The organism is Leisingera sp. ANG-DT (genome assembly GCF_000813785.1).
In the GTDB taxonomy this organism is placed as follows: domain Bacteria; phylum Pseudomonadota; class Alphaproteobacteria; order Rhodobacterales; family Rhodobacteraceae; genus Leisingera.
In genome coordinates this window covers 103,655-120,056 of the sequence record NZ_JWLE01000021.1, presented here as the reverse complement: position 1 = coordinate 120,056, position 16,402 = coordinate 103,655, and the positions used below count along the sequence as shown (strand labels likewise).

Annotated in this window: 17 protein-coding genes; 10 read left to right on the top strand and 7 right to left on the bottom strand. The window is 62.7% G+C overall.

Annotated features, from left to right (window positions below; genetic code table 11):
* Positions 1–274, bottom strand: a 274-nt coding sequence (locus RA21_RS16570) for an NnrS family protein (RefSeq protein WP_039150941.1), incomplete at its 3' end; no start/stop codon positions are given.
* Between the two features lie 367 nt (positions 275–641).
* Between RA21_RS16570 and RA21_RS16565 the strand changes: the two genes are divergently transcribed.
* Positions 642–1,337: a Crp/Fnr family transcriptional regulator gene (locus RA21_RS16565; protein ID WP_019298193.1), complete on the top strand. Its 696-nt coding sequence runs from the start codon at positions 642–644 to the stop codon at positions 1,335–1,337.
* 30 nt (positions 1,338–1,367) lie between these two features.
* Here the strand turns inward: RA21_RS16565 and RA21_RS16560 are convergent, their stop codons facing one another.
* Positions 1,368–2,771 (bottom strand): methyl-accepting chemotaxis protein, encoded by a 1,404-nt coding sequence (locus RA21_RS16560; RefSeq protein WP_152610578.1) that lies wholly within the window; start codon positions 2,769–2,771, stop codon positions 1,368–1,370.
* Between the two features lie 249 nt (positions 2,772–3,020).
* A complete protein-coding gene (locus tag RA21_RS16555; protein WP_039150935.1) occupies positions 3,021–3,230 on the bottom strand; it encodes a hypothetical protein in 210 nt (69 codons plus the stop codon).
* 123 nt (positions 3,231–3,353) lie between these two features.
* On the opposite strand from RA21_RS16555, the gene RA21_RS16550 reads away from it, so the two are divergent.
* From RA21_RS16550 to RA21_RS16530, 6 genes are read left to right on the top strand one after another with little or no spacing between them, the layout of a single operon-like run.
* Complete coding sequence (locus RA21_RS16550) at positions 3,354–3,806, top strand: c-type cytochrome (RefSeq protein ID WP_039150931.1); 453 nt, start codon at positions 3,354–3,356, stop codon at positions 3,804–3,806.
* 13 nt (positions 3,807–3,819) lie between these two features.
* Positions 3,820–5,163, top strand: a complete 1,344-nt coding sequence (locus RA21_RS16545) for a cbb3-type cytochrome c oxidase subunit I (protein ID WP_039150928.1) — start codon at positions 3,820–3,822, stop codon at positions 5,161–5,163.
* Between the two features lie 3 nt (positions 5,164–5,166).
* Entirely contained in the window at positions 5,167–5,961 is a 795-nt protein-coding gene (locus RA21_RS16540; RefSeq protein WP_019298188.1) for a CbbQ/NirQ/NorQ/GpvN family protein, read from the top strand.
* Positions 5,962–5,965: 4 nt separating this feature from the next.
* On the top strand, positions 5,966–7,846 hold the full coding sequence (locus RA21_RS16535; protein WP_039150924.1) for a nitric oxide reductase activation protein NorD: 1,881 nt from the start codon (positions 5,966–5,968) through the stop codon (positions 7,844–7,846).
* Position 7,847: 1 nt separating this feature from the next.
* Entirely contained in the window at positions 7,848–8,021 is a 174-nt protein-coding gene (locus RA21_RS22900; protein ID WP_019298186.1) for a hypothetical protein, read from the top strand.
* Positions 8,018–8,242: a hypothetical protein gene (locus RA21_RS16530; protein WP_019298185.1), complete on the top strand. Its 225-nt coding sequence runs from the start codon at positions 8,018–8,020 to the stop codon at positions 8,240–8,242. The genes RA21_RS22900 and RA21_RS16530 overlap by 4 nt, the downstream gene beginning before the upstream one ends.
* Positions 8,243–8,359: 117 nt before the next feature.
* Here RA21_RS16530 and RA21_RS16525 read toward each other — a convergent pair whose 3' ends face one another.
* On the bottom strand, positions 8,360–8,608 hold the full coding sequence (locus RA21_RS16525) for a calcium-binding protein (protein ID WP_019298184.1): 249 nt from the start codon (positions 8,606–8,608) through the stop codon (positions 8,360–8,362).
* Between the two features lie 321 nt (positions 8,609–8,929).
* Here RA21_RS16525 and RA21_RS16520 point away from each other — a divergent pair, with 321 nt between their 5' ends.
* Both RA21_RS16520 and RA21_RS16515 read left to right on the top strand, forming a co-directional pair.
* The gene (locus RA21_RS16520; RefSeq protein ID WP_039150920.1) at positions 8,930–10,060 is read left to right on the top strand and encodes a GNAT family N-acetyltransferase; all 1,131 of its coding nucleotides are present in this window, start codon (positions 8,930–8,932) and stop codon (positions 10,058–10,060) included.
* A 27-nt stretch (positions 10,061–10,087) separates the two neighbouring features.
* A complete protein-coding gene (locus tag RA21_RS16515) occupies positions 10,088–11,317 on the top strand; it encodes a polysaccharide biosynthesis/export family protein (protein WP_082008988.1) in 1,230 nt (409 codons plus the stop codon).
* A 48-nt stretch (positions 11,318–11,365) separates the two neighbouring features.
* Here the strand turns inward: RA21_RS16515 and RA21_RS22075 are convergent, their stop codons facing one another.
* Positions 11,366–12,529, bottom strand: coding sequence for a glycosyltransferase (locus tag RA21_RS22075; protein ID WP_052257696.1), 1,164 nt, complete (start codon positions 12,527–12,529; stop codon positions 11,366–11,368).
* A gap of 118 nt (positions 12,530–12,647) precedes the next feature.
* On the opposite strand from RA21_RS22075, the gene RA21_RS16505 reads away from it, so the two are divergent.
* Positions 12,648–13,382, top strand: coding sequence for a hypothetical protein (locus tag RA21_RS16505; protein ID WP_039150912.1), 735 nt, complete (start codon positions 12,648–12,650; stop codon positions 13,380–13,382).
* 7 nt (positions 13,383–13,389) lie between these two features.
* Here RA21_RS16505 and RA21_RS16500 read toward each other — a convergent pair whose 3' ends face one another.
* Both RA21_RS16500 and RA21_RS16495 read right to left on the bottom strand, forming a co-directional pair.
* Positions 13,390–14,487: a DegT/DnrJ/EryC1/StrS family aminotransferase gene (locus RA21_RS16500; RefSeq protein WP_082008987.1), complete on the bottom strand. Its 1,098-nt coding sequence runs from the start codon at positions 14,485–14,487 to the stop codon at positions 13,390–13,392.
* Complete coding sequence (locus RA21_RS16495; RefSeq protein WP_039150907.1) at positions 14,484–16,049, bottom strand: lipid II flippase MurJ; 1,566 nt, start codon at positions 16,047–16,049, stop codon at positions 14,484–14,486. The genes RA21_RS16500 and RA21_RS16495 overlap by 4 nt, the downstream gene beginning before the upstream one ends.
* Between the last annotated feature and the right edge of the window lie 353 nt (positions 16,050–16,402).

Here is a 16,402-nt window from a genome sequence, read left to right as displayed (position 1 = left end):
GTGCCAGGGGCAGCCCGCGCGCAGGCATCCGCCCGGTCCAGTTCGGCACTGCGGTAAACAGGAAACCCGCCACAACCGCGGCGCCGTACCCGAAGATCATCTCGTGAATGTGCCAGTCTGTTGGCAGCATCGCGCCGCTGTATTCCAGATCGCCGCGCCAGATCAGCAGCCAGGCGGGGATCGCCAGCACGGCAAAAACGCAGGCCCCCAGAAAGAATGGCCGGAATCCGAAGGAAAAGAGAACAGGTCCGGTATAGTTGGTTCGCGCAGCCATGACGGCCTCCTTGCGTCCGGTCAAAGACAGGCGGGCGGCACTGGGCAGGGGCCGCCCCCCGGGTCAGCGCCAGGGGCGCAAACTTTTGCCGGACCCCCCGGGTCAGCCCCCGCAGGCAGGGGGGGGGGGGGGNNCCTTGCGCCCGGAAAAAGACGGGGGGGCGGCCCTGGTCGGGTGCCGCCCGCCGGTTCAGCGCAAGGGACGCAATCTTTCGCCGAACCCCGTGGATCAGCTCCGGCAGGCAGGGGGGAGGGAGGCTCCCTCAAAACCGGTTTCCCGTTTTTCCCGCACGGTTGTTTCCTCTGCGGCCACTATGCGATAACGGCGGAGTGACCACTTTGTCCTTCAGCAAACTTGCGGTGCATTCTTGTCCAAGCTCGACGAAAGCCTCCTCTCCGGGCTGCCGCCCTTCAGCCTCTTGGAGCGCAGCCAGATCCGCGAAATCCTCGATCAGGCGCTGCCCAAGCGGTATGATGAGGGGGCGGAGATCTTTCATGAGGGCCATGACGCCGAGAGGTTTCACCTGCTTCTGGATGGCTACATCCGGGTGGTGAAGACCACCGAAGGCGGCGAGCAGATCATCGCGCTGCATATTTCGCCGGGCCAGCTGTTCGGTATTGCTCCGGCGCTGAACCGCGACACCTATCCGGCGACCGCGGTGGCGGCCTCGGAATCGCTGGCGCTGTCGTGGCCGGTGCGGCTGTGGGCGGAATTCACCGCCAAGTATCAAGGTTTTGCTACTGAGAGCTACAGCACTTTGGGGCAGCGGCTGGGGGAGATGCAGACGCGGATAACCGAGCTGGCGACGCAAGCCGTGGAGCAGCGGGTGGCGGCAGCGCTGTTGCGAATGGTGAACCAGTCGGGCCGCAAGGTGGAGGAGGGGATCGAGATAGCCTTCCCGGTGACCCGCCGCAATATCTCAGAGATGACCGGCACTACGCTGCACACGGTCAGCCGTCTGCTGTCGGCCTGGGAGAAGGAGGGCATTGTGCACTCCACCCGCAAGCATATCGTGGTCACGGCCCCGCACAGGCTGGTGCTCCTGAGCGGGGCGCAGGGGTAGTATCTCCCGCCGCGGCGGCGAATGATGAGGTCAGAAGTTATCCCAACCCTGGGCCATCGGCAGATCTTCCTGTCCAGGCCGTGTGTCCGTGAAGGAAGCTGGCGGTGCGGATTTGCGGGCCGTTGCTGCCGGTTCCGGTCCCTCGCTGCCATCTTTGAACTTGGACACCTCCTGGGTGAGATGGCAGGCGTCATTGGTCAGCATCTGACTCGCCGCTGAGGTCTGTTCGACCATCGCCGCGTTTTGCTGGGTGACCTGATCGAGCTGCGCAACCCCCTGATTGATCTCAATCAGTGCCGTCGACTGCTCGGAAGCGCCGGTTGCGATATCCTGGATATGCTCTGAGATTGTGGCGACGCTCTTGATGATCTGCTGCAGTTCTTCGCCGGACTTGCCAACAAGATCGACGCCTGCCGCGACCTGCCGGTTGCTTTCACCGATCAGCTGCTTGATTTCGCCGGCAGCGTCCGCGGAGCGCTGGGCAAGCGCGCGGACCTCGGAAGCAACAACCGCGAACCCGCGTCCGGCTTCACCGGCCCGGGCGGCTTCAACGCCGGCGTTCAGCGCCAGAAGGTTGGTCTGGAACGCGATGTCGTCAATCACTCCAATGATTTTGGAGATCTGTTCAGAAGAATTTTCAATCTGCGCCATCGCGTCAATTGCGCTGCTCACGACCTCGCCGCTGCGTTCTGCCGATGTTTTGGCTTCTGTTACGATGCCGTCCACTTTCTGGGCGCCTTCGGCAGAAGCTTTTACAGTTGCTGACAGCTGTTCAATGGCCGCAGCCGTTTCCTCCAGGGTGGCGGCCTGGCTTTCAGTCCGCTGGGACAGGTCGCCGGCTGACTGCGAAATTTCCTGGGCGGTGCGGCCAACTGCGGAGGACACTTGCTTGACCGTCCTCACAGAAGAGCTGAGCTGCTCAAGCGAGTGATTGAACGTCTTGCCCAGGGCGCCGACATCCGGAAGGTCGGAAACCGCGACCCGGTGGGTCAGGTTGCCGCCGCTGAGTTCCTCAAGGCCTTCTCCGATCTCATCAAGCGCGCGGCGCCGCGCGGTGATGTCGGAGGCAACTTTCACCACCCTCACCACCTTGCCGTTTTCATCTTCCACCGGGGCATAGGTCGCCTGGATCCAGATTGTTTCACCGGCCTTCGTCACTCGCGGAAACTGGTCCGAGAACACTTTGCCGCTGGCAAGATCCGACCAGAAGGTTTTGTAGTCATTGGATGCGACCAGTTCCGGTGCGACAAACATGGAATGGTGTTTTCCCTGGATCTCCTCCAGGCCATAACCCAATGCGCTCAGAAAGTTCTGGTTCGCGGTGATGATCGTGCCATCAGGGTGGAATTGAATGGTCGCCTGCGTGCGGTCAACCATTCCGGCGATGATGGCAGAGGTGTCGTCCTTCTCAGTCGTATTCGACTTTTTCCTCATAAAAAACACTAGCTGTACTCCAAGGATTGCTGGGCCTCACTCCTCTGGATCACCAGTCATATCGTAAAAACAGAATAAAAAAGTTAATGCGCCTTTGGCGCCTTCTGAGCAGGACGAGACATGAGTGCTTCAAGTCTTTCCAGGCAGTGAACCTGCCCAATCATACGGCACTGAAAGTACAAGCTCAGGTGTAAAGACAGTCAGCAGCGGGCGGATGCTTCGCGACCTGCAATCCAGCCCCGGCTAGTCTCAAACTAACGCGGCCCCCCGCAACTCCTCCCTGAATGCCATCTCCTCCAGCCCGTATTCCTCGCAGGCATCGATCAGCGTGTGGAACGGTGCGATCGGGCAGCCGGGGCAAAGCATCTGACGGTTCATGAACTCGCCCGCGCAGGCGGGCCAGTGGTGGAATAGTTCTGACAAAGGCAAGTCGGGATCGTCGAAATCGGGGCGGCGCATGGGCATCCTCCTTTTCCTGCATCTTGCGTGCAGCAATGGGGCTGGTCTTTGCGCTTCGACAATATTCGCGGCGGTGCGCGGGTTTAGGCAGAACCCATCCGCAACTGTACTCAGGACCGCGATATGTCAGAGATACTTACCAAGTCGCGGGCCAGGAACGTGTTCTACGGGGGCTCCTTGTTCTTCGTTGTCGTGTTCGTGGCCATGACCGCGCACAGCCACCGCTTCATCGTAAACACGTCCACCGCTGGCATGGAGCTGACCGACGAGGTGCGCCAGGGCAAGCATGTGTGGGAGCGCCACTCCTGCATCAACTGCCACACGCTGCACGGCGAGGGTGCCTATTTCGCACCCGAAGTGGGCAACGTCATGACCCGCTGGGGCGTGCTGGACGACCCGGAAGGCGCCTATGAAATGCTTGATGGCTGGATGAAGTCGCAGCCCTCCGGCGTCGAGGGCCGCCGCCAGATGCCGTTCTTCGACCTGACGGAAGAAGAGACCAAGGCCTTGTCCGAATTCCTGCGCTGGGCGGATCAGACCGATACCCAGAACTGGCCGCCGAACGACGCGGGCTGAGGGGAGAGAAACAATGAAATATCAATCTCAAAAAGTGGCCTATGCCTATTTCATGGTGGCAATGGGTCTGTTCGCCATTCAGGTTCTGGGCGGTCTGCTGGCCGGCTGGATCTATGTTTGGCCCAACACGCTGAGCGAGCTGTTGCCGTTCAACATCGTGCGGATGCTGCACACCAACGCGCTGATCGTCTGGCTGCTGCTGGGCTTCTTCGGTGCAGCCTATTACCTGGTCCCCGAGGAATCCGAGCGTGAGCTGTTCTCAGTGAAACTCGCCTATATCCAGCTGGCGATTCTGGTGGTCGGTACCCTTGGTGCGGTGGGCTCTTACCTCGTGGGCATCCATGGCGGGCGGGAGTTCCTGGAACAGCCCCTGTGGGTCAAGTTCGGCATCCTGGTTGCGGCGGTGATCTTCCTCGTGAATATCTCCCTGACCGTGCTGGCAGGCCGCAAGACCGCGATCACCAACATCCTGCTGATGGGCCTGTGGCTGCTTTCGCTCCTGTGGATCTTTGCCTTCATCAACCCGGACAACCTGTCGCTTGACAAGATGTACTGGTGGTTTGTTGTCCACCTGTGGGTGGAAGCCACCTGGGAACTGGTGATGGCCGCGATCCTTGGCTACCTGATGCTGAAGCTGACCGGTGTTGACCGCGAGGTGGTGGAGAAATGGCTCTATGTCATCGTGGCGCTGGCTCTGTTCTCCGGTATCCTCGGCACCGGCCACCACTTCTTCTGGATCGGCACCCCCGGTTACTGGCAGTGGATCGGCTCGATTTTCTCGACTCTCGAAGTGATCCCGTTCTTCGCGATGATGAGCTTTGCCTTCGTCATGGTCTGGAAAGGCCGCAAGAACCACCCGAACAAGGCTGCGCTGCTGTGGTCGCTGGGCGCATCTACCGTGGCGTTCTTCGGCGCGGGCGTCTGGGGCTTCCTGCACACGCTGCACGGGGTGAACTACTATACCCACGGCACCCAGATTACCGCCGCCCACGGGCACCTGGCCTTCTACGGCGCCTATGTGGCGATGAACCTGGCGATGTTCACCTATGCGATGCCGCAACTGCGCAACCGCGACCCCTATAACCAAGTGCTGAACATGGCCTCCTTCTGGCTGATGACCGGCGGCATGGCCTTCATGACCTTCGTGCTGACCTTTGCCGGTACCATCCAGACCCACATGCAACGCATTGTCGGTGAGTACTTCATGGACGTGCAGGACCAGCTGGGGCTGTTCTACCTGATGCGCCTCGGTTCCGGTGCTGTGGTGGTCCTGGGTGCGCTGCTGTTCATCTATGCAACTGTGGTGGTCCGCCGCGAAGTCATCAAACCCGGCCCCGCGGCCGTACCGGGAGAGTAAGCCATGAACGCAATGAACATGCCTTCCGTGCCCTTCTACCGTCCCGCAGGCGATGAATGCACCGTCTTCGAGATGGCCCAAGCCAACGGTCTGCCCCTTCTTCTGAAGGGGCCCACCGGCTGCGGCAAGACGCGGTTCGTGGAACATATGGCAGCCCGGCTCGGGCTGCCCCTCCACACCGTTGCCTGCCATGACGACCTGTCGGCTGCCGACCTGATCGGGCGCTACCTGCTGAAGGGCGGGGAAACCGTCTGGGTCGATGGTCCGCTGACCCGCGCGGTGCGCGAGGGCGGCATCTGCTACCTCGATGAGGTGGTCGAAGCCCGCAAGGACGTGGCCGTGGTCTTGCACCCGCTGACCGACGACCGCCGCCGCCTGGTCATCGACCGCACCGGCGAGGAGCTGGCGGCGCCCAAGCCCTTCATGCTGGTGGCCAGCTACAACCCTGGCTACCAGAATATCCTGAAGAAGCTGAAGCCCTCGACCCGGCAGCGCTTCCTGTCGATCGGCTTTGACTTCCCGGAAGCCTCCGCCGAAACTGCGGTCGTCGCTTCCGAGAGCGGGCTGGACGAGGACCGCTCCGCCGCGCTGGTGCGGCTGGCGGGCCATATCCGCAAGCTTTCCGGCATGGACCTGGAGGAAGGTGTCTCCACCCGTCTCCTGATCTACGCCGCCACACTGATTGCCAAAGGTATGGGTGTGGAGCGCGCGGTGGAGGCCGCCATCATCGAACCCCTCAGCGACGAGGCTGATGTGCAGCAGGCGCTGCGCGACCTTGCCGCCAGCGTCTACGGGTGATGCCATGATCCACGCTCTCGACCTTCTGGAACCCGAAGAAACGGTTGGCAACCTGTGGCACGGCATGGCCACACGGATCGGCGCCGCAGAAGATGGGACCGAACACACCGTCCGGTTCGAGGACATGCGCGCCAGCGTGGCGGCCTTGTTCCGGGCGCTGGGCGGAGCCGGGGGCGTGGAGATTCAGGTGGCGCCCGCGGTGCTGTCGGATCACCGTCCGGACCGGCTGCGCCGCATCGGCACCCCGCGCGAGATGGCGCATATGGCCAGTTTCGATGGCGAACGCCTGCGCCTGCCGCCGGAGATGGCTGTTTTTCCCAGCCTGGAATTGAACCGCAAGGCCTATCTGTGGCTGGCTGCAATGGCCGCCTCGATCGAATTGCCTGAGCGCAACGAAGACCGGTATCAGGCCGATCAGCTGGAGATCGCTGCCAATGCCCGCGCCGCGGACAAGGTGTTTGCCGCCTGTCCGGGGCTGCGGTCTGCCTATGGTGCGTTCTGTGCCCATATCGCCGGGATCCGCAAACGCAATGGCCTGCCGCGTTCCGAAGCGCGGATCGAACGGATGGTGCTGGATCAGATTGGCACCGACTGCCGCGTCGCTGAACCCTGCACCTGCATTGCCCCGCGCGGTTACCGGACTTATCAGCCGGTGCCGTTCTGGCTGCGCCTGCCGGTGCCGCAAGCGGGCAGGGGGGCAGCCCCCGCAGCGGATGAGGCGATGAAAACCCCGGGCCTCGCCATCTCCACCCGCAAGACGGCCAAGCGGCAGGATCAGGACCAGACCACCCGCAAAGACAGCTTCATCGTCCACCGGTTCGAATCCATCCTGTCCTGGGCCGAAAGCCTGAACATCAACCGCATGGTGGATGACGACGACAACGAGAACGCACAGAAAGCGGCGGAGGACCAGGACAACCTGACCCTCTCGCAGCATATGAAACGCGCGGCCTCGCGGCTGCGGATCTCGCTGGACCTGTCGCCGCAGGATGCCGAGCATGAACGGCTGGCGGGGCAGTTCACCTATCCGGAATGGAACCACCGGCTGGGCAAGCACATGCCCGCCCATACTTGCGTGCTGGAGGCCGAGGGCATCCCCGCAGACAGCTTCCAGCCCGATCCGCGGCTGGTTAGCCGCGTGCGCCGCCAGTTTGCGCCGCTGCACCCGCGCCGGGTGATGCTGCCGCGGCAGCTGGACGGTGACGAGCTGGACCTGGAAGCGGTGGTCAAATCCCATGTCGATCTGGCCTGCGGCCAGCAAGGCAGCGACCGCGTCTGGCAGGCCAGCCGCCCGATGGCCCGCGACCTGAGCGTGGCGGTGCTGATGGACTGCTCCCGCTCTACCGAGGCGACGGTCGGCGACCGCCCGGTGATCGAAACTGCCCGCGAGTCGCTTGCGGCTCTGGCCAGCGGCATCGCCACCGCGGGCGACCGGCTGGGCATCTGGGGGTTCTCCTCCCTGCGCCGCGACCGGGTGTTCCTGACCCGCGCCAAAGGGTTCGAAGACGTGATGTCAGAAGCGGTCACCGCCCGCATCGGCGGCTTCAAGCCCGGCCACTACACAAGGCTCGGCGCAGCAATCCGCCATTCCTCTGCCCAACTGGCAGAGGAAGGGTCCGAACACCGCCTGCTCTTGGTGCTGACCGATGGAAAGCCAAACGATCTGGACCACTACGAAGGCGTGCATGGCATCGAGGACAGCCGCATGGCGGTGCGAGAGGCGCGCGCCCTGGGCCAATCGGTGCATGGCGTTGTGATCGACGCCGACGGGCAGGACTGGTTTGCCCGCATCTTCGGGCGCGCCGGGTTCACCCTGCTGCCTGACCCTGACCGGCTGCCGCGCGCGCTGCCGGAAATCTATCAATCCCTGACCATGGAGCACTGAGATGAAACGTATCCTCGCTCTGGCCTTGCTGGCCCCGTCCAGCGTATTTGCCACCAGTTTTGAACGGCCGATCCCGCAGCCGCAGACCGAAACAGCGGAGTTCTGGTTTCTGATGGGTTCCATCGCGCTGATCGTCAGCTTGGGGTTCGTCCAATACCTGGTGAGCCGGCGATGACACCGCGGCCCTCCTGGCGGTTGCTGGCAGCGCTTTACCCATTCGGGGCGGGGGCGGCGGCCGTCAACATCTTCTTTGCATCGCTGATTGCCAGCTGGATCGGCTGGCAGGTGCTGACCCCGTATGAGTCAGTGGCTTGGGGACTGCTGCTCGGCTTGCCGGCAACTTACATTTTTGCCCGCCATATCGAGCGGCTGAAGCGGCAGGCCGACGGCAGCTAATCCTTCATGGACGCGTAAAAAGGCCCTGCCGAGCAGGGCCTTGCACCATTTAACATCAGGGGGAACCGCAAGTGGCAAGGCGGCTGGTTTTGAGGGGGGAGCCGCCTTGCCGCGGGGTCAGCCAGCCGCTGCCAGCAGGCCGGCCTCCTCCGCTGCCTTCACCTCAGCCAGATCCGCCTCGCCGTCGGCATTGGCGTCGATGGTCGCAAAGGTTTCCTCTGTCAGGTCGGGAAACGCCGCCTGCAGCTCTTCCAGCGAATAGGTGCCATTGCCGTCGGTATCGGCCTCAGTGATGGAATCCATCGCCGCCAGCGGCGAAGCGGCCAAAGCAGCAAGGGCGGTGGCGGTCAGTGCGAGTTTTTTCATGTGAGACACTCCAACTAATTGTATTGATCTTCCTGAGGCCACGGAATTCCGCGTGCCATGGGCAAGTGCTAGGCCGATGCAGAGCCTGCTTCTATCCTCTCGGTGTAAGATGGCCGTTTCCGGCACCTGTATGCCGGAACTGCCTGATCCGCCCGGCGCTTTGCCGCCCCGGGAACCTCCTGATCCTTTCTCCGCCTAACGCGCTGGCCGTTTCTTGCGGTTATCTGCCAGTTCCAACGGCTGCCGCTATTTCACAAGCCTGCGTGGACAAGCACCGAATGCCATCTAGGTTGCATAGAAGTGTTCTGACGGGCGGGTATTTTGGCTTCAAAGACGGAAATCATAACGGATATTGGTGCACTGGCCGCGCTGCAGCCTGCCTGGGCGGAGCTGCATGCCGCGTCAGACGGCGGTCCGTTTTCGTCAATGGACTGGATTTTGTCCTGGGCCGGGGCCTTTGGCGAGGGGGCGGCACCGCGGATTGGCTGTGTCTGGCGTGATGGCCAGCTGACAGCGGCACTGCCTATGGGCGTGAAACGCGTGCCGCTGTGGCAAGGCGGGCCGCAGGTGCGCAAGCTGATGATGCTGTGCAGCGACCGTGCAGGGTTTCACGACATTCTGGCCGCACCTGGGCAGGAGGCGGATGCTGGTGCGCTTCTGGAGGAAATGCTGGCGGCAAAGGAGTGTGATTTCGCGGATCTGACACCTGTGCGGACAACACCGGCGCTCAGCCGGTTCAGCGAAGCATCTGGCAAGGGCGGTCTGCGCCGCCGTCAGCGTCAAGAGATCCGGGCGGCTGTCTGCCGCCATGATGACGGCCTGGATGCTTGTCTGGCCCGGCGCAGCAGGAAGTTCCGCAGTTCGCTGCGCGCAGGCCACAGGGCGCTGAATCTGCGGGAGCATGAGATGCTGACTGCTGACAGTCCTGGCGACGCTTCCGACCGCATTCTGGATGCTGCACTGAGCCTGTCAGCACGGACCTGGAAAGCCCGGCTCGGCACCGACATCGGCTCCAGCAGGCGCACCCGTGACTTCTTTCAGGAACTTTGGCGGCGGATGTCGGCCAGCGGCACCATGGCTGTGCACCTTCTGACCATCGAGGGCCGTCCGGCCGCCAGCAGCCTGTGTGTGGAGGCTGGTGGCACCTCCTACGGGCTGATCCTGGATTTCGACGAGTCATACAGCAAGATTTCACCCGGACGGATCATGGCCTGGAGGGGGGTCGAGGCTGCTATCGCGCGAGGCTGCAAAAGCTCGAACACGCTGCGCTCAACACCGTTCCTCGACCGTCTGGCGGATGAATTTGAAACCTTCCACCGGCTGCGCGTCTGCCGCCGCTACGGCGTGGCTGACCTGATGCTGACAGCCCAGGATCTTCTGCGCCCGGTTGGAAAAAAAGCGCGCAAGATGAAGCAGCTGCGTACCCGAAAGCGGTCCGCCTTCGTGGGCTGACCAAACTGGTAAAAGGAGGGACCGCATATGGCCCGCCGCACATTCATCACGAGACTGCAGGCCCGCTTGGCGGGGGCAGCCCTATTGGTCTGTCTGGCCGCCATTACCGCAGCTGCGCAAACGCCGGTGCTGGGGCCGGGGGACGAGGTAAATATCTCCGTTCTGAACCGCGAAGACCTCACCCGGGACTACAGGGTCCGCCCCGACGGCAGGCTGTCCCTGCATGTGGTCGGCGAAGTGCCCGCAGCGGGGCAAACACCGGCCGCACTGGAAGCCAGCCTGGAAGCGCTGCTGAGCGAGCGCACCGGCCTGCCGGCCTCAGTTGCCGTCAGCGTGAGCCGCTGGCGCCCGGTTTATGCCCTTGGCGATGTCGTGACACCCGGCGAAGTTGCTTACCGCGAGGGCCTTACGGTCGGGCGCATTCTAGCAGTGTCCGGGGGGTTATTTCCGCGCGAAAGCGAAGCGGCCTCCAGCCAGCTGGATATCCGGATCGCCGATGAACGCTCCAAGATAGCCGTGCGCCAATCCGCCATGGTGGACCTGCATGCGCAGCGGTTGCGGCTGCTGGCCGAAAGCTCTGGTGTGGTGTCCCTGGAGCCGGACGCCGCCTTCTCTGCCCTGGCCGGGCCGGAAGCGGATTCTCTGATTGCTGAGCAGATTGCGATCCTGCGGGCCCGGGCGGAACGCGACCAGGTGCGGGCGGCTTCTGTCCAGACCCAGGCGGACCTGGCCGCCCAGGAAGCGAGCGCCTTGTCCAGCCAGCAGACGATCCTGCGCGAGCAGATCGAAGCCAGTGCCAAAGCCCTGAAAGATCTGGAAAGCCTGCTTGACCGCGGGTTGACCAGCACCGAGCGGGTGCGCCAGCTGCGGTCAATCTACAACGACGAGAACATCGAGCTGATGCTCTCGGCCAGTTATGAGGCCCGCGCACGGCAGACGGAAATTAACCTGCTTTCCTCGGTCGAGGATGCCCGCCGGGTGCGGGCGCAGCAAATCACCGCAGAGCTGGCAACGGTCATGGCGTCCATCCGAAATGAAGAAGCGGAGGTCACCGCCTCGCGCGAGCTGATCCGGGCGCTGTCTGCGGCGCTGGGGCAAGTGCCCGCCACCGCACCGCTGCTGCCGCCGGAATACCGCATCCGCCGAAATACCGGGCAGGGCGAACAGGTTCTGCCAGCCGCATTGAACACTCAGGTCCTGCCAGGCGACCTGGTGGAGGTGCGCCGCGGCGGGTTTGCAGAGCTAGAGCCAGGCTGAAGCTGCGAGTGCGGAAGCGCTGTTCCCGCATCAAATGCTGTCTCGAAGCTACCGGATGTCCGCGGCCTTGCGGGCTGGCTGCAAAGGCACGGCTCCATCCGCTCTTAGAATCCCGCTGGCGAATTTGTCGAACGCGGCTACTGCAGAAGGTATCTTGTATTTAATAGCGGCCTCTTGCCCGCGGGCCAGTATTTCTGCGTCCGGCCGGGATTGCATCCCCTTGAGGATTGCAGCGGCAAGCGCGTCCGCGTCACCCGGAGGCACCAGCACGCCCAGCTTACCACCCTGGAGGATTGCTTCGGGGCCCAGGCAGCGGCTCGCCACCAGCGGTGTGCCTGCAGCCAAGGCCTCGACCGCGACATTTCCGAAACCTTCGCGCAAGGACGGCAGCACGGCCAGCTCTGCGCGGGCAAAATCGCGAAGCAGATCCGATGAATACCCCATCAGATGCACATGATCCGCCACGCCCAAGTCCTGTGCGAGTGTCTTCAGACTGGGATGCTGCGGTCCGGTACCGTAGATCAACAGCTTAGCGCCGGGCGTGGCCCGCCGCACCTCGGCAAAGGCCCGGATCAGCACGTCATGCCCCTTGTCCGGTATCAGCCGCCCGGCAGCCACGATCCTCCCCGGCACGCGGGCCGGAGGGTCGCGTCGCAGCCGGTCCAGATCGGCTTCGTTCAGAACAGGGTTTGGCAGGCAGGCCAGCGGCGGCCCGGGTAAGTTGAGCGCGACCTGCCATCCTTCGCCGATTGCGTGCAGCGGCACCGCCAGGTGATCCGCCCGCGGATAGAGCGCGCGGATCAGCAATTTCCGCAGCAAGGGGTGCCGTGCTGTGGCGAGATAGGTTTCCGCTGTCGTGTGCTCGGAAATCACCAGCTTTGGCTGCAGGTGCGGCGGCAGCAGGGAGACCGCCAGGACAGCCGAAAGATTCATGGCATTGGTGCCGGAGTATAAGACTGCGGCGGGATGTTTCCTCAGCAGCCGCGCCAATGCCCGGGACCTCTGCAGCAGCCCCCTACCGCCGCAATTCAGCACCGGCACGTCGGGGGGCAATTGCGCCAGAAGCTCCCCTTCGGCGCGGTTCAGTATCAGGACCGGTGCCCAGCGGCTGCGGTCTAGGTTGCACAGCAGCGCTTTCACAACCATTTCGATTCCGCCTGCTTTCAGATGCGGCAGGGCAAAGGTGAGGGTCTGCGGCTGAATGGCATTCATGTCCTGTCCCACCAGGGCAGTTTCCGGGCAAACCGGAAAAGAGCCCTATATCCTTAGTTTGTGTTCAACTGAGAGTAGGTCCGCCATGCGATTGCTCAAGTGCCGCCTGCGCAGGAGCGTGTTTCCTGTCCTGACTATTGCTGCTGCTCTGGCGGCGGGCGGCAGCAGTGCGCAGGATGTGTGCCCGTCCGAGGGCCGGTATTGGAGCTTTGGCAGCGGCGGAGAGCATGGCGGCTTCGCTCATGTGCAGTTGCAGCGCGGCACTGCAGTTCTGGTAAATGATCCGGTGCAGCCGGGAAACCAGGTGGCGCGGCTGACAGCAGGACCCAAACAGAAGGGCAAGGTGGGCAAGGCTGACTATATCCACCGGTTTGAACCGCTGCAGGCCGGCAGCGTGATCCTGATGCAGGCAAGGTTCTATTTCCCGTTGGGTACACCGCTCAACAGCCTGATCCTGATGGACCTGGAATGCGCGTCCTGCGGGCTGGAGACCAATCCCGGTGTACGGCTGTATCTGCGCCGCGGTATGTTGCGGGTGGATCGCTCCAAGATCGGCATCAAACAGGCGTTTCTGCCAACCGCACCGCATATGGTTGCGGCCGGGGGCTGGCACGAGGTGTCTTGGCAAGTGACCCTGGGCACAGGCGAGCAAGGCCGCTCTATTGTGATGCTGGACGGTGAAAGGGTGAGCGATGTTCGCGGCACCACGCTGCTGACGCAGGAGATCGTTTCCCGCCATATGGACGTCGCAGTGCAGGAGCAGGCCGACCGCTTTCAGGTTGGGCTGACCGCCAATTCGAACCCGCAAGCAGTGGAAATGCTGCTGGATGATGTCAGCTTCTGCCAGCTTTGACCGCAAGTCAGACAGTCCTGTGCAGTGCCTCGCAGATCCGCTGCAGTTCCTGCAGCCGCAGCCCCGAATGCACCGGAAGCCGCAGCACCGACCGCTTCAGTTGCTGCGCTTCGGGATGGCCGGATAGGTCCACTGCGGGATGGAACTGCCGCCAGAAGCGCACAGACTGAATACCCTCTGCCTGCAGTGCAGCATGCACCCGGTCGGCGTCTGGGGTGAACAGCGGGAAAAAGGCCGGGCAGGCGCCAGCGGGCAGGTTTGGCATCAGCGGCCGCATGCGGCTGCGCCGCGGGACACCTTGCTGCAATACCAGAAAATTTGCGCGGTGGGCCGAGGTGATGTCCGTGGCCTCTGGCATTCGCAGCAGCAGCCGGGACAAGGGGGATATCCGCCCGCGCATGTCCGCAGGAGCTATCCCCGCCCGCGGATGCCACGCCTCCAATTGCCGCTGCGGGACTGGCACTGCCGGCAAGGCAGGACGGGGCTTGCCGAAACTGCGCCGCAAGACGCCTTTCAGCCCGGCCAGTGCAGGCCGCAAGGGGGCGGCAGACAGCCGCTCCAACGCTTGTGGCTGCGGATGGCGCAGCCACAAAGCGCCGCCATCCGGCAGCGCCAGGGTTTTCACCAGGCTGAACACAGACATATCGCCCTGGCAGCCCAGTGGAACGCCCTTAGCAGTGCGGGAGAAAAGCGCCAGGGCTGCGTCCTCGATCACTGCCGTGCCATGTTGCTTGGCAAGTGCTTGCATCTCTTCGACGGGTTGCGGGAAACCGAAGTAGTGTATGGCATAAATGGCCGCGATACTTCCGCCGTCCAGCTGGTGCCGGATGTCGTCCAAGTCGGCTGACAGGTCCTGATGCAGCCTGTAGAGGCCGACTTGCATCCCGGCAGCGAGGACCGCGTCTGTTTCCGAGCCGCAATGCCAGGCTGGTAGTAGCACCTTGGCACCTTGCGGCAGCCCAAGGGCGAGCAAGCCCTCGCGGATTGCAAAGCGCCCGTTGCGGGTAAGATGCGTTTGCGGGCTGTCAAAGGGAAACGGCAGGGCTTTGCGGTGCAGCCTCAGCGGCAACGGAGGCGACTTTTGGATATACTTTGACGGCTTCATGCCGCCCCCCCGCGCACTGCCTTGCGCAGCAGCGTGCGGATCCGCGCTGTTTCCGGTACATGCAGAAGCGTCGCAGCACCAACATAGGCCACCCCGCCGCAGAGCACACAAAGCGCAATCACCAGGATCTCCTCACCCCGGTTGGTCATGCCGGGCCCGGCTGCGGCTTGCACAAGCCTGACTGCGATGGCCGCGGCTGCGGCCGCAAGCGCCATGGCAGCAAAGGGCCGCAGCTCCTGAAGCCGCAGCAGAGAGCCGAACGTGCGGCTCAGCCAGAAGTACAACAGCGCCATCAGCAAGGTCATCGAAGCAAGCGAGGCCGCTGGCACTGTCAGAACGCCAAAAACCGGGAGAAACAGCCAGTTGAGAACAATGCGGAGCGCCAAAGCTGCGGTGATCGACGTTGCGATGATCCTGACATGCGGCAGCGCAGGGTTTGCAAACAGAGCCGATGTCAGCGTCCCCAGTGTTGCATTGACCACCAGCAGCGGAGCAAGCAAGGCAATTATGCCCGCCGTTTGCGCAACCGCCCAGGGTTCAAATGCACCGTGACCGAGCAGCACTGAAACCAGCGGCTTGTTCAGCATGAAGATCGCCACGGCGGCCGGCATCACAAACAGCAAGGTGGCGCGCAGGGCGTCCTGCACGCTGGTCCGGAAGGCGTCGCGGTTGTCCTGAGCCAAATGGCTTGCGAACTCGGTGTAATAGACGATAACCACACTGCTCGTAACCACTCCGGGCGCCATGCTGGTCATCCGCTGGGCAAATTCCAGCGTGGCGACGCCGCCTTCTCCGGTCAGCGATGCCATGGCCAGGTCAATCCAGCCCGCGCCAATCATATGAAACTGCGTCAGCAGCATCGCCCAGATGCGCCGCCGGGAATAGGGCGGTTGCAAGTTGGGAGATTTTACCGGCTCCCAGGTGCGGGACAACGCATGCCGCAGACCAAGAGCAAAGATGCCCGCCATCGCCACGGTGCCTGCGGCAATGGCAGCTGCGACGGCACCCAGGCCAAAAGCGAAGACAGGCACCAGTGCGAGTGCCGCGGCCGCAAACAGACGCGGCATCAGCCGGGCAATCACCGGCATCCTGAATAGCCTGAGCGCATTCAGAGTTGCTCCTGCAAGCGCAGTTGCGGCGGAGAGCGGCAGCACTGCCAGCAGCACCCGGAGATAGGTTTCGGCCGTCTGGCGCTGTTCCTCCGAAAACCCCGGAGCCAGAAAGGTTATGATATCCTCCGACAGAACAAAGGCGGCTGCGCTGAAGACTGACGCGGCCACGAACACTTGCCAAAGCCGCTTACGCAGATGTGCTTTCAGTATGGCCAGTCCTTTGGTTTCCGCCAGCTGCACCAGCGGCGGAACCTGCAGCAGATGAAATGCGCGTTCCAGTCCTGCGGCAATATTTGAAACCAGGCGCCGGGCAAAGAAAAAGGCGTCCGTAGCAAGCCCGGCGCCAAATAGATTTGCAATCGCCAAGGCGACAACGAGGCTCAGCCCCATTCCGGCGGTTTTCCAGAAAGTGACAGAGATAATGTTTTGCAGTGTCCCCCGCTGCTTCATCAGCGGCACTTTCCTGGAACCAAATAAAATTCCCCCCGTTACTTCAGCTTAGTTTCATTCCGGGGAACGGCCATCTCTTAGCTGAACATTTATGTTCTTCCGCAACGGAACCCGCAGCCAAACGGCCTGAAGTTACATCGCGTGTGTCAGCAATTTTGTTTTAAAAGCAGAGGTCTGCGGTTCAGTAAGCCCTTCGGCGTATGCCGGTTGGTCAATTGACACGAATCGCCTCGTTCCGTTGCATCGGATACAGGGGACATCGCAGATTTCGTCGGCCTTTATTTTGTGGGGTTGGTGAACGGGCCTGCGGAACTATCTCAAATACTGGGAATTGTATGGGGGTATACAATGAA